This is a genomic window from Rhodohalobacter sp. SW132, from assembly GCF_003390325.1.
In the GTDB taxonomy this organism is placed as follows: Bacteria; Bacteroidota; Rhodothermia; order Balneolales; family Balneolaceae; genus SW132.
Genome location: NZ_QUOK01000003.1, coordinates 268,591 through 293,185, shown reverse-complemented (window position 1 = coordinate 293,185; position 24,595 = coordinate 268,591). Strand labels below are relative to the sequence as shown.

Here is a 24,595-nt window from a genome sequence, read left to right as displayed (position 1 = left end):
AATATGTTTCCTGTAGAACCAAAAATATTTGATTCAATCAGCCTGTATTTCAACAATTCCTGTCATACAGAATAGTGATTTCATTACACATTCATTGTACACAGAGAGATAAATTGCAGTAACTATTTACATTCAATAATAAACGGGGGGAATATCATGAAGAAGTTAAATATTATCGTACTGTTCGCGGCTGTTATGTTAACGGGATGTTCTAATTCAGGAGCTTTTTTATCCGCCAATCAAACCATTGTGAACCTCAACGAAGGCAACTATTCAATAGCCGCAACGAATGTTACCGGTGAATCGGAGTCAGCCTATGTGTTCGGATTGAGTTATTCGACAGGGTTTACGGCTACATCATTTGCCTTAGCACGGGTGGCGGGCAGCGGCCAGATGTATGCGGATGCGCTGGAAAATCTCTGGTTGAATTATGAATCAGAAAATGGATCAGCTGCAAACCAAAGACTGGCACTGGCCAATGTTAGGTATGACACAGATATCCTGAACTTGATCGTATATTCAAAAGTACGGTTAACTGTAAGAGCGGATATAATCGAATTTGAATAATAATCCAATTTAATATATCTGAAATTGGAGTAGACAGAAAAATGCTGACTGATTTTACAGTATTGTAATAATTTTCTTTGAATGGCTAGATGAACACTTTGAAATATTATTACAGTTAAGTTTTAGAATCGAGCTTCTTTGACTCACAAGGGGTACTGAGCATTCGCTGCCGTTTCAAAACTAAACTTGTAGGGGTTTAATGAATAATCAATTTATTCACTTTTTTATTCTTTTTCCTGTTGTTCTCATAGTAGAAATTGAACAAATTTCGGCACAGGTTTCTGAACAGGAGTTGATTCGAATTGAAGCAAAACTTGACTCCATTTCAACCGCTTACAATATTCCGTCCATTGGTTATAGCGTTGTAACTTCCGATGGTATTCTGAAATCGGGTGCAGTTGGATTTGCAAACGTTGAAATGGAATTGCCTGCCGGCCCACAAACCGTCTACAGAGTTGGGTCAGTGACTAAATCTTTTATTGCACTTGGTATTTTGAGCCTGGTGGAAGAGGCATTGCTTTCACTGGATGATCCGTTGAGTGAACTGGTTCCTGAACTCGATATCAAAAACAGGTGGGAATCCCAATCACCTGTTCTGCTTAAGCACCTTCTCGAACATACCGCCGGATTCAGGGATATCTATCTGAAAGAATATGCAGTGGATGTTGATACCTATATCCCGCCGCTGGACGAAATTGTGCAACGGCACCCTGAATACTGGATATCCCGCTGGGAACCGGGAACGCGTCACGCTTATTCAAACTGCGGATACACCCTGCTCGGACTTATTATTGAGAAAACAACCGGAATGCCGTATGAAGATTATCTTAACCAGATCATTCTGGATCCGGTGGGAATGGTGAACAGCGACTTCCGGGGCCGTGACCATGCACATCTGGCCTACTCTTATGATGGAAACGGGAATCTTCAGACTCCGTTCCCGCTTATGGAACATCCTGCAGGATATCTGCACACCACACCGGAGGATATGGGAAAATTTGTGCAGTGGATGCTCAATAAAACGGTCATAAATGGTGAACCTCTCATCAGTGAAGAGCTGTTCAGGAAAATGGAACGACCATTAAGCATAATCGGTGCCGACGAGCGAATGGTGGGGTACGGCCTCGGTAAAATTACGATTTTTGCCAACGGGAACCGTGGGCTGGGACACACGGGAGGGCTTGATCATTACTTTTCCAACTACAATTATTTTGAAGAAGCAGGTGTCGGATTCTATTACACACTGACGCACATGTCGATGGACGCCTACAGGGAGATCAACACCCTTTTTTATGACTACTTATTACCTGATAAGGAATCATTGCCTCCCTATCAACTCTATGAATTTCCTGAAGAGCTTACCGGCTGGTACACAAAAGGAAGTTATCGAATTGAGTTGTTGAAGATCGTTGATGAACTATTCAATCCGATGAAGATTTACCTGGATGGTGATACTCTCAGGCTTTCAACTCTGACCGGGATTAGTAAAACGATTTCTCACGAAGGCGATAATTATTTCCGGTTAGTTGATGAACCGTTGCCGTCGATGTGGCTGGGAAAATATGGTGATAAAACCGTACTCTCATCAAGTCATCGCGGGCTGGATTGGTATTATGAACGCGGTGGCTTTTTGCAGGTCATGTGGAAAACGATACTTTTTGCAGTCAGTTTACTGTGGATTTTTGTCGCTTTAATCGGTTCAATCGGCATATATTCTTATAAACTGATACGCAGAAAAGAGAGAGGGTTTTTGCATACCGGGGCATTTATCTATCAGGTTCTCGCAGGATTTGTACTGTTGATAACAATGTACCTATCCATGCAGCTTCAGGATCTTCATGTTATTGCGTCTATGAATGCTACTACGGGACTTATAGCCATAAGCAGTGGCCTATTGCCCATTATGATTCTTCTGGGATTGATCAGCACGTTTAGGAATTCTACTCTCTTCTCACTGAAGGGACGTTGGATAATATATGGGACTTATGGTGCCTGGATAATTTTATTGATCATACTATTCAGCTACGGGTTAATTCCTCTTGTAACGTGGATTAATTGAGGTAATGGTATGAATCATGAACTATAATCCTCTCGGATGATCAGAATCTAAATATGGCGCAAAGATCATAAAATGAAAAAAATGATAGCACGCATTTCGACACATTTCACGTGTAGTGAAGCTGAATTATGGAAAAAAATTGAAAAGCCGAAGTCCTTGGAGTTTGTATCATCTCCGGTGTTAAAATTCATTCCCACTGAGAGTGATGCGTTTAACGAATCCTGGAAAATAAACCGGGACTATCATCTGAAGCTCTTTCTGTTCGGACTCATTCCACTGGGCAGGCATTGTATCCGGTTAGTAAAAGTTGACAAGCGAAGTAACAGAATAGAGAGTAGGGAAAAGGGCAGGCTAGCACGCGTATGGAACCATACGATAACATTTCATCAGTCCGGTGATAGAAAAGTTCAATACACGGATGAAATTGAGATTAAAGCCGGAATTCTGACTCCGGTCATTTTCGTTTTTGCACATCTGTTTTATCGCCATCGTCAGAGGCGATGGAAAACACTTCTTAAGAAGTCTGAATAATGGATTCGCCATAATGTTTATTGAGCTTTCGGGAGAGTTGAATGCTCAAATTTTGATTGATAGAACCATAACTGATCATTCATAAATAGAACATGGATGAATAATAAAAACAGTGAAATATCCGTAGTACGGCCCCCACTTGTGAGCGTCATCGTTATTGTAAATTCGATTGGATGGATTACAACATTAGGGATCTGGATATACTTTCATCTGACAGGTAAGATTCCTTCTGTCGATAGTATGAACTCCTATTGGGAAAGAGCCTATATAGGGATAGTACATGGATTTACTGTTGCCGATGCTATTTGGTCGAATATTTTACTTTTGGCAAGTGTAATTGGTTTATGGAAGATGAAATCATGGGGTTGGACAGCTGCGCTTATGGCCAATTCCATTTGGTTTTATTCAATGACCGTTACTTTTGTCAGGGACTTCCACACGATGTTTACAACAGGCACTTTCTTTTTCCTGTTTTTTGCATTTTTTGCCCTCTTCTCAACCGCCTATTTGTGGATAAAACGGGACCTTTTCTGGATGGAGTAGGAATTAAAAATACATTGAACCGAACATCAGATATGTAAAAGGAATCAACTGAATTCAGTTTCATGATAACCTGAGTTCTATTATTAATGTCTTATTTATAAAGATAAAAATCGATGTGTTGTATTGATAGTTGAAGTATTCTCAATCGGCCATAATTCGGAAATAATATAGTTATAGATGTCCAAATGGGAATAAGAAATGAAAAGATAGCGGCTTACCAAATAATTGAATAAAACTTCTACCGATTACAATCGCATAACGTCACTGGTGTAGTATAAAATCTTACTAAAAATTTGGGTTTTACCCTATTTCTCCAAACTTTTTTCCCAAATATTATTCAGTAATAATAAACTGTTATTTCACTGGAGAACGTGATGGGGATAATAAGAATATTCACTTTAGCTACTCTGATGGTTTTTACATCGTGTTATGTTCACTCTCAAAGTCCATTAACACAAACGGTAAGGGGTACAATCGTAGATGCCAATTCGAAATCACCTCTTATTGGTGCAGCCATTACGGTAGAAGGCAGTGAACCTTTGATGGGAACAGCTACAAACGCTGATGGAATTTTTCGTTTGGAAAGGGTACCTGTTGGCAGGCATAATTTTAAGGTTAGTTATTTTGGTTATGAACCATTTATAGTTTCTGAAATACTGGTTGGATCAGGAAAAGAGGTTGTATTGTCAATCGAACTGCAGGGAACTACTCTGGAACTGGAAGGAGTAGTAGTCACTGCCAATACAAACAAAGACCGGCCTTTAAATACGATGGCAACATTGAGTGCCCGTACGTTTAGTGTTGAAGAAACCAACCGTTATGCTGGTGGATTAGATGATCCCGCACGTTTGGCATCAGCTTTTGCCGGTGTAACCACAACTCAAACAACAAACAATGCCATTATCATAAGAGGGAACTCTCCCAGGGGTGTATTGTGGCGATTTGAAGGGGTTGATATTCCGGCAGCCTTTCATTTTCCCAATGTCGATTTTATTGGAGGTGGAGGTTTCACGGTTTTAAGTAACCAGATGTTACAAAATTCTGATTTTTATACAGGTGCATTTCCCGCCGAATACGGCAATGCCAGCTCAGGTGTGTTTGATATAAAAATGCGGACAGGAAATGCTGAAAGGCGTGAATATACAGCCGGAATTAGTTTGATCGGGATGGATTTGTCGGCTGAAGGGCCTATAGTGGCAGAGAAATCATCAACCTATCTGTTCAACTACCGTTATTCGACCCTCGGGCTTATCGGTACTTTGACGAACTTTCCAAACATACCAAAATTTCAGGATGTAAGTTATATGCTGAACTTCCCAACAGAAAATGCGGGAACTTTCTCTTTCTGGGGACTGGGTGCTCATGACATAAATACAAAAACAGCTGAATCGGATACACTGAAATGGGAAACCGATTATGATCGAACGGGTCAGGATTATTACAATCGTTTTGGAGCGATAGGACTTTCACACCGAATCACAATAGGTACCAATACATTCATCCACTCAACACTAAGCGCAGATGGAATGAGATATGGAATGGACAAAGAAGAATATACTTTTGACAGAAGGTTGCTTCCTACTGATAATATCAGAAGTACAGAAGGGAAATTTTCAGCCAGATCCACAATATTTCACAGGCATAGCAGCAGGGTTAGTTCACTAACCGGAATAACCCTGAACAGGTTATTTTTTGACAATCACATGCAATTGGCGTTTAGAGATAACCCTGAGGAGATGACAACATTTGTATATAACAGTGGTACTGGATTCTCTACGCAATCTTTTACTCAGGTTAGATTTAGCCTGTTGCCAAACCTGTCAACAAACGTTGGATTTCATTCCATGTATCTCGACGTGAATGACAAAATGACATTTGAACCTCGTGCGGGTATACGATGGAACGTCTCACCAAATGACGAATTAAGTTTCGCCTACGGATTGCATGCCCAAATGGAAGAATTGCGCACTTATTATTCACAAACTACCCGTAACGGCACTATTGAAACACCAAATAAACATCTGGATTTTATGAAATCGCATCATTTCGTTCTGGGATATAACCGAAAAGTGAGCGATGTAATGCGAGTTATTATAGAACCATATTATCAGATTTTGCAGGATATCCCGGTTTATCCAAACCATTCTTTTTCTATAATAAATCTTACTTCCAACTGGGCAATCAACCAACCATTAGAAAGCAGAGGTACCGGTACTAATTACGGAATTGATGTAACCGCAGAACGATTTCTCAAAGATGGATATTTTTACTTGGTTACAGCATCAATTTTTGATTCAAAGTATGTAGGCGGTGATGGAATTGAATACAATACCCGTTTCAACAGAGGTCATGTTGCAAATCTGCTTGTGGGAAAAGAATGGATGGTAAGAGGCCAAAATATTCTAAGTTTCAGTACAAAATTGACCTATATGGGTGGTTTGCGCTACACACCAGCTCTTTATGACGAATCGATAGAAGCGCAAATGTATATCCCCGACAACTCGAAAGCATTTGCCAGTCAGTTTCCCGCATCAACAGGAGTTGATTTTACAATCAACTATCGGATTAATAAAACTAACAGGAGTGGTGTATGGTCATTAATGGTAAAAAATGCCTTACTGCAACCTGATTATTCAGATCCATTCTATGATTTTATGACAAAGGAGGTAATCGTTGACAAGATGAGGCTACCTATTCCATCACTGGGATATAAAATTGAGTTCTAATTGACCCCTTAAAATCGCTAAATTATTACCTCTCTCATGTAGGGTAAAAACCTACTAATGATTCAGGTTTTCCCTTATTTCTTAAAGCTTCTTTTCCAAATATTTTTCAGTAATTAGATCACTGTAATATAACTGTAGATTGCCATGGGAAGGTCTACTTTGCTTCTACTATTTGATGCATTACTACTTGTTGGTTGTTCAATTTTAGGTGCCTTTCCATCGGCTAACCAAACCATAGTAATTCTGAATGAGTTCTTAAACTTTTGAAACCTGAGTAATCAGGGTTTAGCACAACTCTATTTCAGATACTCTGAATAATCAGAAAAGACATGAATCGATTGGAGAGTTTATACAAACCATTTTACTGCTCTCTTATGTGCACACTTTTTTTAATAGCAAATAATATCGACACACATGCTTTCCCGAATCAGTCAGCAATTAATGATTCTCTCAGAATTGGGTTGGTTCTCTCAGGTGGGGGAGCGAAAGGAATCGCACATATCGGCGTAATTGAAGCCATTGAAGAAGCCGGGATCCGTATTGACTACATTTCGGGTACAAGCATGGGGGCACTTGTTGGAGGGCTTTATGCTATGGGATACACTACAGAGCAATTGAGGGAAATCGTGGAGTCAAACAATTTCAATGAACTGTTTCTCGACAGAAGAAGGCGGGTCTATATTTCGAACTACGAAAAATTATCGGACGAAAGGGCACTTTTGTCAATTCCAATCAGTGGCAGGGGAATCAGTTTGCCATCGGGAGTGATTTCAGGTCAGAACATTTACACACTACTATCACGTCTTTCATGGAATATGGGGCATATCAGAGATTTTGATGATCTGCCGGTTCCGTTTACTGCCGTGGCAACGGATCTTGAAACCGGTAATGACGCAGTCCTCAGAAGCGGTTATTTACCGGACGCTTTGAGGGCAAGTATCTCTATTCCATCCATATTTACACCCATTGAAATCGAAGACAGAATTTATGTTGATGGAGGTTTAATAAGAAATTTACCGGTACAGGATGCTCTTGATATGGGCGCAAATTATACAATTGCAGTATATGTCGGTTCAAAGCTGGAGGACCGGTCAAGGCTCAATTCCCTCACATCAATTCTCAATCAAACCGTCTCGTTCAGAATAAATGAAAATGTGGAGCGTCAGCAAGATCTGGCTGACTATTTTGTAGAGGTTACAGGTCTGGAGGATTTTACAGCTGCTGATTTCGGGAGAGCGGATACACTGCTTAAAATTGGGCGTCATATCGGTCAGCAACATCTTGAAGCGTTCAGGGAAATAGCCGAAATGCAGAATACCAGTCCGGCTTACAGACCCGGGGCAGGCCCACCGGAACCTCTGCTGATCAGTCAGATCGTAATTGAGGGAAACACAATCTATGAAGATGCTGTGTTAATAAATCTTTTGGGCTTCGTTCCGGGATCAAAACTTGACCCTGATATCATTGAAGAGAGCATCAGCCAGTTATACAGTTCTACGTTCATCAAAAATGTTCACTACAGAGTTGAAGATATTGGGGGCGAATTTGTATTACATATTAGGGTCATTGAAGACCTGGAAAACAAGTTCAGATTAGGTGCACGATATGAAAATAAAACCAAAGCTTCGATTTTATTGAATGCAAGCTTTCAGAATTTAATTCATAGCGGATCACTCACGCAATTTGAAGCAAGGTTAGGTGAACAACTTAACTTCAGAGTGGAACACACATATTTCAGTATAATGGGTTCCAGAAGTGCATTTTTAAGCGCGTTTGAATTTGAGAATGAAGTGGTTGAGTGGTATGCAGGCAATGATATTGTGTCGAGACACGATAACACGATTCTGAGGGGAGAACTCTCCTGGGGAAACTATTTCAGCACAAATAATTTAATCGCTTTTGGTGTACGTAAAGGTTTCACCCAGCAGAGTAACCAGATCAATCAGGATCAGATACGCTCAACAGATCGTGATTATCATGCGCTTTTTGTCAGGTACATGAGAGATAAGCTGAATCGTAAATCATTTCCGGTAGGAGGAAGAAAGTTAAAATTCCAAAGCTTTGTAAGTGATCAGGTAATTTTCAGCCCCATTGATTTTTCTTCAACAAGTTTCAACTACCAGATCAATACATCAATAAGCAGCGGGCTGACTTTTCGAAATTCGATCTGGCTGGGTTATTCTACCGGCAGTGAACTGCCCTGGGGGTACTGGATTTCACCAAACCGTCATGATCCCTTTCTGGATGTTCTTCGTTTCGGTGGTGCAGACAGGTACCAGCTTTCTTCAAGAAATGCACAGGTGGTTTCAACCGGCATCCAGATTGAGCCGTTTTATCACTGGTTTATAGGTCTGGATGCGTTTGGGGGGAGGTTTTTAAATAACTGGGACACCGATCTGAATCAAAACGACATTGATTTCTCTTTTTCATTAAGTCTCGGGACACTTACGTTGCTGGGCCCTATTGAATTAATTCTCTCACGCTCAAGATTCTACAACTTCCACACCGAACTTCATGTGGGATTCAGATTTTAGGATGGTCCAAAGGTTAATGTTTATGGAAAACACGATTAAATAAGCTCAATCATAAGTGGTTTAATCCCCCGACCCTCAGGGTCGGAAAGGATGAAAGTCCCCCTTTGAAGGGGGAAGCGAACGGAGTGAGCAGGGGGATGACTTCCTGAGTTTGGAAGTGTCCATTTCTTGTTGTGAAGCTCAGTAGGTCATCCCCCATTGCCCCCTTCAAAGGGGGACACTCCAGAATAAACTCCATATCGACCAAAAAGGTATGGGACCCAATTTGATACCTCGCGGGCTCTGCCCCGAGGTAGTTCATTGATTACATATAGTTAATCAAATTATTCAACAACAAAATTGCTGAATCCGGTTATGAAAGTCATGAATCATTTCCTGTTCATAATTGCAGTGTCTTTTATGATAACAGGCTGTTTTGCAAGAACTTCGGACATCAATGAGCCGAACGCCATTTCAGATCTAATTGCAATTGAAATCGGAGGGATGGATCAATGGATCATGATTCGCGGAGAAGACAGATCAAACCCAATTCTGCTCTGGCTGCATGGCGGGCCGGGCGCAGCACAGATGCCGGTTCATCGGGCGTTCAATCGTGATCTGGAAAAAGAGTTTGTGGTGGTGCACTGGGATCAGCGCGGAGCGGGCAAGTCGAACCACAGAGGATTCGATGAAAACTCGATGTCTCTGAACCGCTTCATCGAAGATACTCATGAATTGACGGCCTATCTGAAAGAGCGCTTTGATCAGGAGAAAATCTTCCTGCTTGGTCACTCATGGGGTACCCAGCTGGGAATACTTACCGTTCAGCGTTACCCGGACGACTACCTTGGGTTTATTTCGGTTGCCCAGGTTGTGCATCCACAACGGGCCGAAGAAATTTCTTATGAGTGGCTGAGTAAGCAGGTGGAAGAACGTGGATCAAGCCGGCAAATGAGAAAGTTTGACGACCTTGGGCCGCCTCTATACGATGAACATGATCGCTATGTGACATTCGCAAAAATGAAGGATGCTTTTGGTGGCAGCATGGATGTCGGAATGGGACGGCTGGCCTGGATATCATTCGGAGCTATTGAATATACGATCGGTGATTATGTAAAATGGCTTCGCGGGGCAAATCGCGGCAGCGGGCCGATGTGGCAAGAGTTACGCGATTTTGACCTTTTCAGGGATGTTCCCTCCATCGGTGTGCCGGTATGGTTTATTGTGGGCGAAAACGACTACAACACTCCCGCCAAATTGGTCGAAGAGTTTTATCAATTTGTGGATGCCCCAGAAGGGAAAACGTTATTTGTGTTTGAAGGAGCGGCACATGCCCCGTTTATGGGAGATCCGGAGCGGTTTAACAGGGAAGTGATCAGGATTAAACAGTCGGTATTTAATGGGGAGGAGAAATAAAATGGCAAAAGTCATTCTATGGTGGATAACAGGCATATGTGTGATTTTGATACTCTGGATCTTTGTTGCATACCTGATGAGTATGAACCGGGCATATGAACGGATCAGCGGAAAGAGCTCCGTAATCTCCTCGCCCTTTGGCAATATCGAATACATGGAAGGTGGAAACGTCTCCGGTGATCCCGTTCTGGTCGTTCACGGAGCCGGCGGCGGATTCGATCAGGGTGAACTAATTGCAGAGACGGTACTGGATGATCAGTTTCGCTGGATCATCCCATCCCGTTTTGGATACCTGGGATCTTCACTTCCGGAAAATGCCACGTGGGATGACCAGGCCGATGCGTATGCCTATCTGCTCGATCATTTGGAGGTTGAAAAAGCTGCCGTTGTAGCCATGTCTCAGGGCGGTCCTTCGGCGCTGCTTTTTGCTGTAAACTATCCTGAACGGGTATCATCCCTGACCTGCATCTCGTGTGGGGTGGCAGCTTCAGAATCTGAGTTTCAGGCCGGGGCAAACAAAAAGGGCAATGCTCTGAAGGTGATTTTCACCTACAATTTTCCTTACTGGGCAATATCAAAACTGTTCAAAAAACAGTTTATGGGGATACTTGGAGTAGATGAAGAAGTCGTTGCCGGGCTCACTCCCGGGCAGTTTGAGATGGTGGAATACTTTATCGACTCTATGAATCCTGCTGCGCCGCGATCAACAGGGGCTGCCTTTGATAACGAAGCCACGCTGCCGGGCGGCCGGATTGCTTCCATCAAGGCACCGACCCTTATTATCCATGCAAAAGATGATCTGCTGCAGCTCTATCACAATGCCGAATTTACGGCTTCTGCCATTGCGGGATCTATGTTGATGAGTTATGAGTCTGGCGGTCATATTCTTATGGCTGTTGAGCAGGAGGCGATCAGACCGGCCGTATATAACCATATTATTGCTCCCGAAGAAAGCATGAATATTTCAATAGAATAAATGGAAAGGTTTATGGGAAATCCGGAACGGTTTAGCCGCTTGATAAATAAAAATAAAGTACGAAACGATTGGAGATTAACCATGAGAGTGATGATCTGTTCAATCAGTTTACTGAGTCTTGCTAATGTATTTTTCCCGATCAGCAGCTCCGCACAGGATCGCTTCTCAGAACCCGATTCTCTCTACAAGAATAAAATTCTGTTTCTGCCGGCACTTGGCTCAACACCGGAAACCGGGTTCATGTTTGGTGCCGTTGTGGTTCCGCAATTCAAATTATCAGGTTCCGGTACGGATACTCGCTCTTCGAGTCTACTTTTTTCGGGAATCTACACAACAAAAAAGCAGATTTTGCTGGGGTTGTTATCGGATATCAACTTTCCGGGAGATAGATGGGTGTTGAACGGAAACTATTTTGCAAACTACTTCCCGGACAGCTATTGGGGGATCGGCCCAAATACCAGGAATAGTGATGAGAGTACAATACTTTTCACTGAGATTAATCTTGAACAAACCGTTTTGAAAAAAGTTAGCCCGGGCCTGTTTACGGGGCCATTTGTTCGATGGAGCAAAGTTTATAACCTAACGTTCGAAGATCAGGAAGGTAATGAAATACCGGCTCCGGATGTTCAGGGTGCGGATGGACACACATCATCAGGAGTTGGCTGGATGGGTCGCTGGGATCTGCGGAACAGCAATATGACACCCACCGAAAATCACTATGTTCAGTTTTCATTTTTGGTTAACTCTTCGTTTCTCGGCAGTACTGCCCCCCATACATCCTATCTGTTAGATGCCAGGAAATATGTTGACTTAAACCAAAATGGCAGATCCGTTTTGGCGTTTCAGGGACTCTACAGAACAGTTTCCGGAAACCCGCCGGTTCTTGGTATGTCGGAACTGGGCGGTGACAGAATCGGAAGAGGTTACCACAGGGGAAGATACCGTGATTATAATGCGGCACAATTTCAATCCGAATTGCGTCAGGCAGTTAAAGGCAGATTTGGGTTTACGGTTTTTGGGGCGCTGGGAGAGGTTTGGCACCGATATGAAGATTTCAATTTGTCAACACCAAAGTGGAGTGCTGGAGCCGGTCTGCGATTCAATATCAACAAGCATGACCCTACAAATATTCGGATTGACTATGGGATTGGCAGAGGTACCAGCGGATTCTACATCCAGTTTGGGGAGGCATTTTGATTACTTTGAGACATTAAAAGCACAGATATGAAAAAACTTAAAGACATTCATTTAGCTGCTTTCTTTTTACTTTTAGTAATGATAATAAGCTGTGATTTTAATAATCATGAGACGTCTCTTTCAGAAGATGATTTCAGGGAACAGCTGGATCAAAGTATTCCCATCTGGATGGATAGGTATGAAGTTCCCGGTGTATCCATCGCCCTGATAAATAATGGAGAGATAAGCTGGTCTGATGCATATGGTTTTGCAGATCTTGGAAAACAAATTCGTATGACTGCAGAAACGGTATGCCGAGTGGAATCGATCTCTAAATCAGTGACTGCCCGGGGTGTGATGAAGCTTGTGGAAATGGAAAAAATCGGATTGGATGACCCGGTTTATATACACCTTAAAAGCTGGGAGTTTCCTGAATCCGAATATGACATTGAAAGAGTTACAATCCGGCACCTGCTCTGCCACAGTTCAGGACTTTCTTTGGGAACAATCGGACTGGAATATGCACCGGATGAAGAAAAACCATCATTAAGAGAAAGCCTCTCCAGAGAAGTTCGTTTTGAACGTGAGCCCGGCAGCAAATTCAACTATTCAAATGTTGGCTTTCATCTTCTGGAACTGCTTATTGAAGATGTTACGGGAAAGGATTTCTCAGAATTTATGGAGGAAGAAATTTTGATTCCTCTGGAGATGGTACATGCAAGTTTCGAATGGAGCGAGGATTTCATCACACCTGTACCCAATGGTCACAACCTTAAAGGTGAACCGATTCAGGTCTACGTCTATTCGGAAAAAGGAGCCGGCGGACTTTTTGCCAGTGCAGTAGATATCGCCCGCTTTGTGGAAACAGGTATGGTAAATGAATTTTATTCAGGTGAGAACATACTGTCGGAAGATAGCATCAGAGAACTCAATTCTACGGTGATTGAAGTTTCAGATATCTACGCGCTTGTTTCGGAACATTATGGGCTTGGACATTTTATCGAAACACTGCCCAATGGTCAGAGAGCCGTTTTCAGCGGCGGGCAGGGAAATGGATGGATGACTCATTTCCATCTCGTTCCGGAAACCGGAGACGGCATCGTAATCCTGACAAACAGTTCAAGAAGCTGGCCGCTGATATCACACATCCTGAGTGACTGGGCGGAATGGAATGGTTTTGGTTCTGTGGGGATGGGGATTATTACAAAAGCGATTACAGGTCTTTGGATGCTGATTGGGTTGATTCTGGCTGTTTCACTTTGGCAGATGATCAGGATTATTGGGGATTCAATGCAAGGAAAGCGAAAGTTTGATGTACAGATTAAGAATTATTCTGGAGTTCAATTCGTACAACTTGGTCTATTTTTAATTTTAATTTCTGTTTTAATCTGGAGTCTTACTCGTGAGTACCTGATAATTACATCAGTCTTTCCGGGAGCATCAGGATGGTTTTTGTCAGCTATATTAATTTTTGCTGTGGTGATGTTGATATCAGCTTTGATCACCAGGGTCGACAATACCCTGCCAAAGACTTAAAAAAATGAATGATACTAAATGAGTATTACAACCTGATACTTTCAGGGTTATGGTAAATTTTTCACAATGATATTTCCTAAAACAGTAAAACTATTTAACAATATTTTAGTATTCAGCGATCAATATGAAGTTTCTGGCTGAATATGGGAAAATATTTTTCGTATACATTCTAATATTAGAAAATCAATCTGACTCCTAAAAAAGATGAAAAATAAACTTGGTTCATGGATCTGTTGGGGAGCTGTATTTACAGTCATCCCCCTTTGGTTGATCTCTTTTCCTGAAACAACCATACGACATAATCTGAAACCTTTCTATGTTTACGGAAGTCAGGTTGCGGCATTAGCCGGATTTGCACTCTTCGCTCTGACTTTCGTGTTGTCAGCACGATTTAAATGGCTGGAGGATTACTTTGGTGGGCTCGATAAGATGTATCATGTACATCACACGATGGGTAAAGCCGCCTTGTTGCTCCTCTTAATACATCCCATAATGCTGGCTTTACGTTGGATACCCGAGGATACCGGGCGGTTATTATGGTACCTTTTTCCCGTTCACAGGCAGTTTGAAATCAACATTGGCAGCTGGGCATTGTGGGGTCTTATTCTATTGATGATTTTCACACTCGTGATTCGTCTCCCATACGATAAATGGAAAATATCACACAAGTTGATGGGGATCTTTTTTATTCTTGGGGTGGCACATATCTATTACCTTGACCTTTCATTTAGTAGCAATCCCGCATTGATGATCTACCTTTCGGCTTTTTCTATAGCAGGCATAGCAGCATGGGTCTATAAGTCGATACTTTTTGATTTCGTTGTGACAAAATATCGTTTCCAGGTGGTTAAAGTCGACCGCCTGAACGACAAAGTAATTGAGATCGTGTTAAAACCGATGGATGAAGTACTTAGCTTTATACCGGGTCAGTTCTATTTTTTTAGTTTTCGTTTATCAGGTATTTCTCGTGAATCACATCCTTATACGGTCTGCGATATGACAAAAGATGGTGAAATAACCATAATGGTGAAATCACTGGGCGATTACACAAAACAGCTTTACAGTGAATTGAAAACCGGCGCAACAGCTCTGCTGGAAGGCCCTTACGGACGATTTGATTATCGCCGTGGAATACGGAACCAGGTTTGGATTGGCGGTGGTGTGGGTATTGCTCCTTTTATAAGCTGGGCCAATGATCTGAAACGAAAGAATAGAACTGATTTAAATATCAATCTTTATTACTGTGTTAATACCGAAAAAGAAGCGACTCATCTTCATATTTTCAAGGAATTGGAAATTCAGATGGAATCTTTCAGAGTGAATCTGATCAGAGCTGATGTTGAAGGATTTTTTGTTCCCGGGGATATCCACGGCATCAGTGATAAGGATGTTTATATTTGCGGCCCTAAGGAGATGCGAAAATCTTTGTTGCCGGAATTAACAAAACTGGGTGTACCAAAAAAATCCATTCATTTTGAGGATTTCGATTTTTCCTGATTAAAAGTATGCCACCGAAAAAATGCCGGAAAAAGACAATGGATAGAGAAATAAATCAAATTTCGGAGAAACATAGCCACCTATGAAAAGTCAAAATCATCAAAATTTTACAGTTTATACTTTCTGATGGGATTGATGCTTTTCCAGGGAATAAGCGGCCTGTATGGCGGGATTACTCTGGTTATAGATCCGTCCGGTGATCTGCTTCAAATACCGATATCCATTCTTGAAAATTCTACATTTGAAAACTTCATGGTACCCGGGCTTATCCTGCTGACAATCCTGGGCTTCTTTCCCATAATCGTATTGTACGGCCTTTGGAAGCGCAGGCTTTGGTCATGGAAAGGGGCACTCGCAGTGAGCTTTGCACTCATTATCTGGATCGGCGTGCAAATATGGATGGTCGGTTATTACCCGGACCCGCCGCTGCAGCTTACATTCGGATTGCTCGGTCTTGTTCTGCTGGGTCTGGTCATGTCGCCATCTGTTCGCAGGTCTCTTGAACCTTCATGCAATCAGGAACCGGAAGAATGAACAAGATGACACAACTAACCAAACTTCGAATAATCAAACTCACGCACACCATTACTGGGCCCTCTTCGCCGGTTCAATCGTAGCCATTCCCATACTTGCCTGGCTCGAAATGTGGACCATTGCAGGAATTTTGATTCTGATTGTTCTATTGGAGTGTCTGGTTTTGCTGTTCAACGGAATGCGATGTCCGCTCACCGATATCGCTGCCCGCTACACCGACGATCGCGCCGATAACTTTGATATATTTCTGCCCCTATGACTGGCTCGTCACAACAAAACAATTTTTGGGTTACTTTTTATAGCAGGTTTAATCTTTACCAAACTTCGATGGGCGGATTTATAGAATTTAAACCGAAAGATTTGCAACAGCCAGAATCAGCCACCCGACAGTGATCGTGGCCATCATCTGTTCGGTGTTTAAGGGCTTGCCAAACAACCGGTATACAATCCATGGAACCAGTGCAATCCCGACCGCGAAAGCAAGATGTCCCGCCATGCTTGTGAGCATTCCTGCCGGGGTAATTTGATAGGAAGTCACTGCCGAAACGACTGCCGTAGCCACAATCAGCAGAATCCACCACAGGATGTGATCGGTTATTATTTTCATCGGGTGTTGGTTTATATGTTTTTCAAAACTCAGGTAATCAGTTATTACAAATTGTACCAATATTGATTTATTACTTCCCGTGCATCAATTCCGGTATCCCGATTCGATCATCGTTTAATGCTGAGTTAGAATATTTATTCTGGCATTGAGTGAAGGAATATTCTCGTTCTTTATATCCCGGATGATGATCTCAAATTTCCTTTTCAATACTTTGTTTAAGCTTGAGAGTGCGTACAGTGCCTGTAACGAATTCACTCTGACGATTTTACTTTCCGATTTGTCTCTTACCCAAGCTTCAAGTTTATTCCACACACGTTCCAATTCATTTTCAGAAAGATCAATCCTTGAAACCATTAAAGCCAGATGCCACTTAAGTTCCTTGTCTTTGGCATGATAGAGTAATTCAATGATCTCTGATTTGTGAGAATCGAGATAAGAGGGATCTGTTTTTGTGATTTTTTCAGCGGCATCGGCAGCCCGCATAACAACCAGCCTGTCTTTCGATGACAAAAACCGAAATAGTTCATCGAAATTCTTTTGGTTTTTAATCAAAGGGATTAATTGCTCAACGTCCGCAATGGATCTTAAATCTCCGCCTTGCAGGTATTTTATAAATTCTTCCATTGATTCAGATCTATTTCATCAATCTTGTTTCTTTCTCTCCCAGTAGAAAAACATGGCTGAAAATACCATCATCTGGCTGAAAATTTCTGGAATGCCTATGAGGAATCCCTCGAAGAATTCAGCCAATGAACCTTCAAAAACCAGGAATTCAGGAATAAAAATAGGAGATCCGAGTGCTGTTAAACCGAACAACAGCAGAAATAAATATAACCAGCCGTGCTTTTTTCTCATATATGTTTGATAAAACGGATACAAGAGCAGGGCAAGGAGAGTGCCCCGGAAAAGTTGTCCGAATAGAACCAGTAATACGGTTGATACGGTTTCAAGTGGCCTCCATAACTCAAATATTTCCATCGATTCTAATGCCTCCTCGTAACCGGCAAACTGGTAAAACAGGACCCCGATGGCCCAGTATGTAATAAGATGGACTAAAGTAAATCGATACGTATATCCACGGATGTTAACATGCTGAATATAACTTCTGTATTCTGGCACATCTGAAACTCTATTCTCTCCGGATCTCAATATCCATTTGAAGAATAGCCAAATAAAAACAGTCATTTGAATGGCTACCGCAAGCATCACTATACTGTGCTCGATGAATGTAATTTCCGTATAAATGATTCCTTCGATCGATCCAGGCTGGGGTTCCACGGACCCGAAAAGGGCAACTCCCCATAAAGCACCAAATAAAATCAACCTGCCTCCTGAGTAATTTAAAATCGTATTCTTGAATGGATGAATGACCAGAGCGATGAGAATTCCCCGAAGGAACTGGGTTAAGATCGTCATCAGATTTAGAGGCCGGAATGGCTCATATAAATCCAGGGCTACTCGTTGTGACTCGGGGAGCAAATCCTGAATGTAAAGAAACGGTACGGCGATAACAGAATATGTAACGACAAAAAGGAGGGAGAACTTTGCAATAAATATCTGGAAGTTTCGATTTTGCATGGTCAGATAATCAGTTTTGAGTGCTCCTGTGTAAGCTCATTGCAAACATTCCAAACTTTCTCCGATGCTTCCTCATTCATTGCATAGGCAGGATACACATCTGCTCCCGCTCCCTGCTTAATATCCGTAATAATTCCTGCATCTGTTTTTGCCGGCTGCATCACGTCCAGTTTATGATTGAAGTGAACACCGGACATTTCCCTGAACTTCTCAGAGATGCAAATTTCATAATAGAGGTTAGCAGTAAACTCCGGCGGACGAAAGAAGAGATTCTGAATTCTTGCAATGATGCGCCAGTGTGGCTTCACTTTCATCAGGGCTTCTTTCGACATGGTGGCACCGTTTATCTGAAGGGAATACGTCTTGATCCCATCACCGGCAAACTCCTTTGCCATCCTGAACGACAGCATCAGCAGTGCCATCTTCGAATTGCGGTAGTTGATGTATACGCTGTGATTGCGCGGGTTCTCCGGTTCTTTCTGAAGATGATCAAAATCTATCTCTTTCTTCGGATTCAGAAAGTGCTTGATAATGTTGCTGCCTGCGTGAAGGATCCTGGCATCATCCGATGCAGCCAGCAGATCCCGCAGCAGCATGGTCATCAGAAAAGGTCCGGCTACATTGGTGGCAAAGGTGATTTCTATGCCGTCGGGACTCTGTTTGTATGGCGAACCGTGATTGAAGTAGGCAGCGTTGTGGATCAGGATGTCGAGTTTCTGATGTTTTTCCTGGTAGGTACTGCAAAAATCCCGGATCGATTCGAAAGAGCTCATATCAACCTGCTCCAGGAGGACTCGACCATTACCGGTTTTCGTGGCTATTTGATCCCGAACAGGACGGCTCTTTTCCAGGTTGCGGCAGGCCATGATTACCGTATGTCCTTCCCCGGCAAATTTCCTGGCGGCGGCTTTTCCGATTCCCGAATTGGCTCCTGTGATGATGACGGTTTTTTGATTCATGATGACTTTGTATAAAGTTTACCTGAATTAGCAGATTTAATTATGCTGATCATCGCCTTATAAGCAGCACTATGCCCAAATCCGCTTAACTGGTTGACTGTCCCTGTAAAGTATAAATCCGTATCGGGGTGATGAAACGCAAACGCACCTGATTGACCCCAGCAGCCGATGATCTCCCGGATCGGTTTGAGAGGTGAAATAAACCGGGGGGTCCAGAGTTTTTCCAGGCCGATTCCGAAATAAAACTGACCCGGAAACCAGATCAGGTTCCATTCTTTTAACTCCTCCAGATCTTCTTTTGGGAAAAATCGCCCGTTGAAGAAAGCCTTTAGAAATACCATCAGCTCCGAAGCGGTCGAGACCACTCCGCCTTCAGCGGTAACAGAGGCGATGAAGTTGGGCAGATGGAGCTTTCTGTTCTTGTAGTACATTTGAGCCGGGGAGTCGTCGTTTACATCCCGGTAGGCGTAGGTGTTGGTCAGATCGAGCTCGTCAAAAATTCTCTTTTTGAATACATCTGCCAGATCATTGCCTGTGACTTTTTCGATAATCCGGCCCAGAAGCTGAAAGTTTGTATCGGAATAGCGCGCTTTGCCTTTTTGTCCCGGCCTGAAATTTGGGGTCATATTTTTCACATGCTCCAGGGTTTTTTCCAGCGGCCACGGCTCATCCTTTCCGCCGAAGAGATCATCAGCCGCTTTTTTTCCCGAACCTTGTTTGCCTGAAAAGTAATCCGGAATGCCGGAGGTGTTTGACAACAGGTGCGTGATGGTAATCTGATCTGTATAGTCTGTACCTTTCAATACGTGCAGCCCGTCCAGATAGCCTTCCGGGAAGTATTGAGTGATTTTATCATCCAGTTTCAGTTGCCCCTCATTCCTGAGCATCAATATCATGGTAGTGATGCAGAGCTTCGTAACACTGGCGATGAAATACCGATTTTCTCTGTTCAGATCACCTGCAGCCCCGCTCCACGAAATGGAACCGTCACCGTTTTCAACACAGAGGATGGCGCCATAAACGTTTCTGTTTTTTGTCATATTCTGAACAATGCTCTCCAATAGTGATATGTCTATGGTTTCATTCATGATTGTGTTTTTTTAGAAAGTTATACTGATTGGATCCAGGCTCTCTCTTCTTTATCTATCGGTAATTTTGTAACTCTGCTCAGCTTCCTCGGCCCGAACACAGCAGTAATGATGATGGCTGCAATCACAAAAACTGTGGCAAGAATCGAAAATGCTTCGTTCTCAATCATGTTTACCGAAACGTTCAGAAAGAGATGAAAAAGGGTGGCTATGAGCAGGCTTCCGCCGGAACTGTTGCAGGCGGCCGTTACCAAAATAGAAAACGAAACCCCGATTAGCATATAGGCCCAAAAGGGTATGGTTTCAAAACCCAAACCGGCAAACCAAAGCGGCAGATGCCAGAGTGCCCAGATTATGCCCAGCAGGATACTTGCACTTAGAGCATTCATCCGAAGCTGAAGCCCGGGCAGAGCAAATCCCCTCCAGCCGAGCTCTTCACCCATCGCCCCGGTAATAGTAATCAGCACCAGCAGGCCAATGAAGGCGACGGGGTCTGCAAAAAGTTCTGTGGAAGGAGAGTATCCGTAGATCCATTGAAAAATAAATATGGTAACAAACCCAAAAAGGACCGGTGATAATGCCAGCAGGTACCATCCGGGATGCATTTTCCACTTCATCCAGCCTTTCAGAAGGGCTTTAATCCCGCCTTTTCGTTTGATGATAAAACCGATCACAATAAAAGCCGCAATATTGGGCATCCATGATCCCAAAATGAGAAGGATTTCAAACGGCAGCTGATCCGGAAGGAGTCCAAAATTTTGGGCAATCGGCAGGGCCATTACCGTCCATGCAAGTGCAAACGCGATGAGGAAGAAATAGATCAGAGGTTTATCAGGTTTGTTCATCTCTGCCTCACAATTTTAAACCAATTAACAGTTGTGGTACAAAAATGGGACTTTTGATGCCTTCATTGAAGTCTGGCGGCTCGTTGGTTCTGAGTATTCCGAAACCAATACCCGGAGAGGGCTGAATAAACAGATTCCGGTAGAAACTTATTTTGTAACCAATCTTGATTTCACCCCAGATCTCCACACCGCGATAGGTTGATTCCGTTAGATCCGAATACATCGGGTTATATGCTGGCCAAAGCTCCGCTTCCAGATGCAGATCCCTCCACACATAATACCGGTACCCAAGAATCAGAGTCATAGCATGTGATGTAATGCTGCCGCTTTTAAAGTTCTGATAGGCGGGCCCGAAGAAATACTCATGATTTCCTCCCGGATTATAACTGATTTGAACCTGGTAAATCCGAACAATGGGATAGGTCAGGCTGGTCGCAACGCTCCACTCGGAGCTGTTATCGGTATCCTGTGCCAGAGGAGAATCGTGAACAATCAACATCAGTCCAAATACAAGAAGCACAGAAAAATGAAAACCCGGTTTTAAGATCTTTTTTTCCATATGTGTGTTATTCTTTTTCATTGGTCTGAATTCTCTCCCAGTTTGATCTCATTCTGAACCCGGATTCATGATCCCTCTCCAATTCAGCTTTCCACTGGTACGTTTTTGGCCACTCCTTAAACATCGGCTGTACCCGGTAGAGAAACCGAAGGGAGAGTTTGTCTGCGATGGGGATCCATCCGCCTGATGGAATCATCTCAATCGTCAGCAGATCGCCGGAGCGAACCACACTGTATTCCCCACGGATAAGTCCGGTGGACGGATTTCCGGAGATTTCAAACTGCCCTTTTGTTGAGTCTCCCATAAACGCACTGAGGTTTGGGAAAGCCGGGTCAAAAACCAGCGACAGGGTATGCTCTTTGTGGCTCCGTGAAATGCTTCGGATTTCCGGCAAGTCCCGGTTATAATCCAGCTCAATGGTGTGATTATCATTTAGTATTGAGAGATCATCTTCGAATGAAATGGCCGAAAGTGCACCATCAAATGCCGGGTTCAGTTTTGCAATGAGCGGATCGGGACAGTACCGGGCGAAGGTCATCCGGGAAAAGTCGATCGGCAGCGGCAGGTTGTCGGGCTGATGATGTCGTCCGCCTATCTTCACACTCAGTTCAGTACCCGCCCTACGCACAAAGTAGAAGTCGTGCAGCAGAATGAGCGGCATGGCTGACGGATTCTCGGCCGCAACACCCATCGGTGCCAAAAGCCCAAACGGTTTGCGGGTCCGCGTACTCTGCTCCGAAAGATTCAGCTCGATCAGCCTGCCTTCGATATCCTCAAACGAAACCGATGCCTGTGCGCCACGCTCGTTCACTTCAAAAAAGGCATCGTGTAACTCACGGGAAACCATATTTTCCAGCCCCTTCCCGGCGATATCGTATCCGGCGGGATCAAGCGAGAGGGAAGGCTGATGGTACACATCCACTTTCCCGTCAACCCGCCAGGCGATCACCAGCATACCGGTGCCGGTTTTCTCATCATCAAACACCTGCGGCTCAAAGCCGGTATAAAGGCTGTCTGGATCGTTTTCGATGTTGATAAGCAGGAGCCTATCCATCGATTCGATTGCAATGTTGAATGGGTTGATGATTTCCCGGAAATCACCCGGTCCGGCGGCACTGTATCTCTCTTCAAAAGGTGCGGTAGTCAATCCATCCGCCATCATTGAAACCGGGGGAGTGTATCGTACAAAACCTGAAACAATAAATATCAGAATGATCAAATTCGGGATGCTTCCAAAGCGCGCATCCTGCCAGAATGTAAACACAAGGATCTGGGAGAGAATAATGCCGATTATTGCGGGAATCCACCAGGTACTCACATTCAGCATCCATAATCCGCCGGAAAGGATCAGGGTGAGGGCTGTTAAAAACCAGAGGAGCCCCCAGCCGCGACTGATGGGGAGTGTCAGTTCGCTGATTTCAGCGAGTTCGAATGCTTTTACAAAGCCCATCAGGTGGATGAGTCCGTGAAGCAGAATGATGAAGATGAGTGCTGTTTTCATTTGATTTGATAGAAGTATTGAAAACGTTTCTGTGCATTTTATCAGGAGATTTCTCGACTCACACCCGATGGATAAACACCATCGGGGATTCGCTCGAAATGACAAAGACAACTGGGAGTAGGGAAGGCCGGGGCAGCCAGCGGCTGCCCCGGCCTTCCCTAAAAGTATTACGGATATTTGTCATTTCGAGCGGAGTTTCGGTGTTTTTCCGGAACGGAGTCGAGAAATCTCCACATAAAAGGCAACTAAAAAAATGTACTTGTAATCTGATAGAAGTAATACAAAGAATGTATTCAAAGAGTAGAATCAAAAGAGTGTCACTCCTTGAAATATTCATAATCAAACTCATAGCTTTACATTTCTTCTCAACCCCGTAATTTTTCCATCCCAGTATATAAAATCCCCATCTTCAAGATGCCAGGTTGCATATACCCGTCCGGCAATTTTCAGGCCATCAGCCTCATGATATTCTTCCAGATCGATACTGAACGGTTTTGGTTCATACACGCCGCTGCTTATTTCATAAGGACGATCACTGCTTTCGAACCGGATAAATTCTCCCGCCTCGTTAAAGCGGAAGATGCCGCTTACGGTGATGTCACCATGATGCAGCGTAGCCCCGGCAGTATGTTCATCAATGGGTTCCCATGTGATGTACTCCTGAAGGGCAATGGACGGCTCCAGGAGTGCCTCTGCAAGCAGAATCACTGCCCCGCCGAGGGTTACTTCCCGGCTGTGATTATCGAATACTTTTATCAGCCGACCCAGCGTACCGAGCATATGTCCCTGCCCGTTGTGATATTTGTCCCGTCCCTCAAAAGGGATCACCCCGGCCATCCGCGCATTCATGTATGCCAGCCTTGATCCGCTCTCCGTGAAGTTATACTGACGGGTCTCAAGATCTCTCCACGCCTGATCCGGCCCGAGTTTTATTTTGGTGTCGGCCCAGAGAATTTCTGTGATGCCGGATAATGGCTGATTGAGAAATCCTGAGTAGTAGAAATAATGCTGCACCGGTTCGGGCAGCTCAGCAAGTTTGTCCTCTGATATAAACTCATTTTCCAAAGCCTCAGCGGACATGAACTGGGCAACCTCATTTTCAAAAATCTCTGCGGGTGAGGTGCAGGCAGCAAGAAAACCAATTGCGAAAATGGTGTAGAAAATGACTTTCTTCATCATAGAAATGATAAAAGGTGTCTGGTATGAAGCTTAATAAAACTACGGAATCTGCTGCGTTTGGGTGGTAGTAGAATGGATAAATTTGATGTAGGGAAATACCTGATATTGAGACCTTCGTGGTTTAACCACTACGGACACAAAGGGTAGCACAACGGGTCACGATGTAGGATGAATGAATTTTTCCATACTCAACTCCTTGTGGCCT

At 43.4% G+C, this 24,595-nt stretch carries 21 protein-coding genes and 1 pseudogene; 13 read left to right on the top strand and 9 right to left on the bottom strand.

Annotation, left to right across the window (positions count from 1 at the left end):
• The first annotated feature begins 156 nt into the window (after positions 1–156).
• The 13 genes and pseudogenes from DYD21_RS08210 (at position 157) to DYD21_RS08145 (ending at position 16,333) form a co-directional block, all read left to right on the top strand.
• A complete protein-coding gene (locus DYD21_RS08210) occupies positions 157–567 on the top strand; it encodes a DUF6567 family protein (protein WP_116035121.1) in 411 nt (136 codons plus the stop codon).
• Positions 568–766: 199 nt separating this feature from the next.
• A complete protein-coding gene (locus DYD21_RS08205) occupies positions 767–2,626 on the top strand; it encodes a serine hydrolase (protein WP_116035118.1) in 1,860 nt (619 codons plus the stop codon).
• A gap of 72 nt (positions 2,627–2,698) precedes the next feature.
• Positions 2,699–3,157, top strand: a complete 459-nt coding sequence (locus DYD21_RS08200) for a hypothetical protein (protein ID WP_116035116.1) — start codon at positions 2,699–2,701, stop codon at positions 3,155–3,157.
• 96 nt (positions 3,158–3,253) lie between these two features.
• Complete coding sequence (locus DYD21_RS08195; protein ID WP_116035113.1) at positions 3,254–3,700, top strand: hypothetical protein; 447 nt, start codon at positions 3,254–3,256, stop codon at positions 3,698–3,700.
• A 374-nt stretch (positions 3,701–4,074) separates the two neighbouring features.
• A pseudogene (locus DYD21_RS21480) lies at positions 4,075–4,422 on the top strand (carboxypeptidase-like regulatory domain-containing protein); the annotation flags it as partial.
• Between the two features lie 2,378 nt (positions 4,423–6,800).
• Entirely contained in the window at positions 6,801–8,960 is a 2,160-nt protein-coding gene (locus DYD21_RS08185; RefSeq protein ID WP_158551457.1) for a patatin-like phospholipase family protein, read from the top strand.
• A gap of 363 nt (positions 8,961–9,323) precedes the next feature.
• The gene (locus DYD21_RS08175) at positions 9,324–10,355 is read left to right on the top strand and encodes an alpha/beta fold hydrolase (protein ID WP_158551456.1); all 1,032 of its coding nucleotides are present in this window, start codon (positions 9,324–9,326) and stop codon (positions 10,353–10,355) included.
• A gap of 1 nt (position 10,356) precedes the next feature.
• Positions 10,357–11,331, top strand: coding sequence for an alpha/beta fold hydrolase (locus tag DYD21_RS08170; RefSeq protein WP_158551455.1), 975 nt, complete (start codon positions 10,357–10,359; stop codon positions 11,329–11,331).
• 12 nt (positions 11,332–11,343) lie between these two features.
• Positions 11,344–12,528 carry a BamA/TamA family outer membrane protein gene (locus DYD21_RS08165; RefSeq protein ID WP_158551454.1) on the top strand — a complete coding sequence of 395 codons (1,185 nt, stop codon included), beginning with the start codon at positions 11,344–11,346 and terminating at the stop codon, positions 12,526–12,528.
• 27 nt (positions 12,529–12,555) lie between these two features.
• Positions 12,556–14,043 carry a serine hydrolase gene (locus DYD21_RS08160; protein WP_116035096.1) on the top strand — a complete coding sequence of 496 codons (1,488 nt, stop codon included), beginning with the start codon at positions 12,556–12,558 and terminating at the stop codon, positions 14,041–14,043.
• A 204-nt stretch (positions 14,044–14,247) separates the two neighbouring features.
• Positions 14,248–15,540, top strand: a complete 1,293-nt coding sequence (locus tag DYD21_RS08155; protein WP_116035094.1) for a ferric reductase-like transmembrane domain-containing protein — start codon at positions 14,248–14,250, stop codon at positions 15,538–15,540.
• Between the two features lie 126 nt (positions 15,541–15,666).
• A complete protein-coding gene (locus tag DYD21_RS08150) occupies positions 15,667–16,074 on the top strand; it encodes a hypothetical protein (protein ID WP_116035091.1) in 408 nt (135 codons plus the stop codon).
• The gene (locus tag DYD21_RS08145) at positions 16,040–16,333 is read left to right on the top strand and encodes a hypothetical protein (RefSeq protein ID WP_199535491.1); all 294 of its coding nucleotides are present in this window, start codon (positions 16,040–16,042) and stop codon (positions 16,331–16,333) included. Before DYD21_RS08150 ends, DYD21_RS08145 begins: the two co-directional genes overlap by 35 nt.
• Before the next feature lie 87 nt (positions 16,334–16,420).
• Here DYD21_RS08145 and DYD21_RS08140 read toward each other — a convergent pair whose 3' ends face one another.
• The 9 genes from DYD21_RS08140 to DYD21_RS08100 form a co-directional block, all read right to left on the bottom strand.
• Positions 16,421–16,681: a hypothetical protein gene (locus DYD21_RS08140; protein ID WP_147303531.1), complete on the bottom strand. Its 261-nt coding sequence runs from the start codon at positions 16,679–16,681 to the stop codon at positions 16,421–16,423.
• 114 nt (positions 16,682–16,795) lie between these two features.
• Positions 16,796–17,305 (bottom strand): hypothetical protein, encoded by a 510-nt coding sequence (locus DYD21_RS08135; protein ID WP_116035086.1) that lies wholly within the window; start codon positions 17,303–17,305, stop codon positions 16,796–16,798.
• Positions 17,306–17,323: 18 nt separating this feature from the next.
• Positions 17,324–18,259, bottom strand: a complete 936-nt coding sequence (locus tag DYD21_RS08130; protein WP_116035083.1) for a hypothetical protein — start codon at positions 18,257–18,259, stop codon at positions 17,324–17,326.
• 2 nt (positions 18,260–18,261) lie between these two features.
• On the bottom strand, positions 18,262–19,218 hold the full coding sequence (locus DYD21_RS08125; RefSeq protein WP_116035081.1) for an SDR family NAD(P)-dependent oxidoreductase: 957 nt from the start codon (positions 19,216–19,218) through the stop codon (positions 18,262–18,264).
• On the bottom strand, positions 19,215–20,306 hold the full coding sequence (locus DYD21_RS08120) for a serine hydrolase (RefSeq protein ID WP_116035078.1): 1,092 nt from the start codon (positions 20,304–20,306) through the stop codon (positions 19,215–19,217). The genes DYD21_RS08125 and DYD21_RS08120 overlap by 4 nt, the downstream gene beginning before the upstream one ends.
• A 20-nt stretch (positions 20,307–20,326) precedes the next feature.
• Positions 20,327–21,151, bottom strand: a complete 825-nt coding sequence (locus DYD21_RS08115; protein WP_116035076.1) for a type II CAAX endopeptidase family protein — start codon at positions 21,149–21,151, stop codon at positions 20,327–20,329.
• Between the two features lie 7 nt (positions 21,152–21,158).
• A complete protein-coding gene (locus tag DYD21_RS08110) occupies positions 21,159–21,710 on the bottom strand; it encodes a hypothetical protein (RefSeq protein WP_147303530.1) in 552 nt (183 codons plus the stop codon).
• A gap of 7 nt (positions 21,711–21,717) precedes the next feature.
• Positions 21,718–23,211 (bottom strand): hypothetical protein, encoded by a 1,494-nt coding sequence (locus tag DYD21_RS08105; RefSeq protein WP_116035071.1) that lies wholly within the window; start codon positions 23,209–23,211, stop codon positions 21,718–21,720.
• Between the two features lie 345 nt (positions 23,212–23,556).
• Positions 23,557–24,390, bottom strand: a complete 834-nt coding sequence (locus DYD21_RS08100) for a DUF6544 family protein (RefSeq protein WP_116035068.1) — start codon at positions 24,388–24,390, stop codon at positions 23,557–23,559.
• Positions 24,391–24,595 lie beyond the last annotated feature (205 nt).

What these genes read in the sequence shown, in the direction of transcription:
- DYD21_RS08210 (WP_116035121.1), top strand. Translation starts at nt 157, where the DNA reads ATGAAGAAGTTAAATATTATCGTACTGTTCGCGGCTGTTATGTTAACG.
- DYD21_RS08205 (WP_116035118.1), top strand. Translation starts at nt 767, where the DNA reads ATGAATAATCAATTTATTCACTTTTTTATTCTTTTTCCTGTTGTTCTC.
- DYD21_RS08200 (WP_116035116.1), top strand. Translation starts at nt 2,699, where the DNA reads ATGAAAAAAATGATAGCACGCATTTCGACACATTTCACGTGTAGTGAA.
- DYD21_RS08195 (WP_116035113.1), top strand. Translation starts at nt 3,254, where the DNA reads ATGAATAATAAAAACAGTGAAATATCCGTAGTACGGCCCCCACTTGTG.
- DYD21_RS08185 (WP_158551457.1), top strand. Translation starts at nt 6,801, where the DNA reads ATGTGCACACTTTTTTTAATAGCAAATAATATCGACACACATGCTTTC.
- DYD21_RS08175 (WP_158551456.1), top strand. Translation starts at nt 9,324, where the DNA reads ATGAATCATTTCCTGTTCATAATTGCAGTGTCTTTTATGATAACAGGC.
- DYD21_RS08170 (WP_158551455.1), top strand. Translation starts at nt 10,357, where the DNA reads ATGGCAAAAGTCATTCTATGGTGGATAACAGGCATATGTGTGATTTTG.
- DYD21_RS08165 (WP_158551454.1), top strand. Translation starts at nt 11,344, where the DNA reads ATGGGAAATCCGGAACGGTTTAGCCGCTTGATAAATAAAAATAAAGTA.
- DYD21_RS08160 (WP_116035096.1), top strand. Translation starts at nt 12,556, where the DNA reads ATGAAAAAACTTAAAGACATTCATTTAGCTGCTTTCTTTTTACTTTTA.
- DYD21_RS08155 (WP_116035094.1), top strand. Translation starts at nt 14,248, where the DNA reads ATGAAAAATAAACTTGGTTCATGGATCTGTTGGGGAGCTGTATTTACA.
- DYD21_RS08150 (WP_116035091.1), top strand. Translation starts at nt 15,667, where the DNA reads ATGGGATTGATGCTTTTCCAGGGAATAAGCGGCCTGTATGGCGGGATT.
- DYD21_RS08140 (WP_147303531.1), bottom strand. Translation starts at nt 16,681, where the DNA reads ATGAAAATAATAACCGATCACATCCTGTGGTGGATTCTGCTGATTGTG.
- DYD21_RS08135 (WP_116035086.1), bottom strand. Translation starts at nt 17,305, where the DNA reads ATGGAAGAATTTATAAAATACCTGCAAGGCGGAGATTTAAGATCCATT.
- DYD21_RS08130 (WP_116035083.1), bottom strand. Translation starts at nt 18,259, where the DNA reads ATGCAAAATCGAAACTTCCAGATATTTATTGCAAAGTTCTCCCTCCTT.
- DYD21_RS08125 (WP_116035081.1), bottom strand. Translation starts at nt 19,218, where the DNA reads ATGAATCAAAAAACCGTCATCATCACAGGAGCCAATTCGGGAATCGGA.
- DYD21_RS08120 (WP_116035078.1), bottom strand. Translation starts at nt 20,306, where the DNA reads ATGAATGAAACCATAGACATATCACTATTGGAGAGCATTGTTCAGAAT.
- DYD21_RS08115 (WP_116035076.1), bottom strand. Translation starts at nt 21,151, where the DNA reads ATGAACAAACCTGATAAACCTCTGATCTATTTCTTCCTCATCGCGTTT.
- DYD21_RS08110 (WP_147303530.1), bottom strand. Translation starts at nt 21,710, where the DNA reads ATGGAAAAAAAGATCTTAAAACCGGGTTTTCATTTTTCTGTGCTTCTT.
- DYD21_RS08105 (WP_116035071.1), bottom strand. Translation starts at nt 23,211, where the DNA reads ATGAAAACAGCACTCATCTTCATCATTCTGCTTCACGGACTCATCCAC.
- DYD21_RS08100 (WP_116035068.1), bottom strand. Translation starts at nt 24,390, where the DNA reads ATGATGAAGAAAGTCATTTTCTACACCATTTTCGCAATTGGTTTTCTT.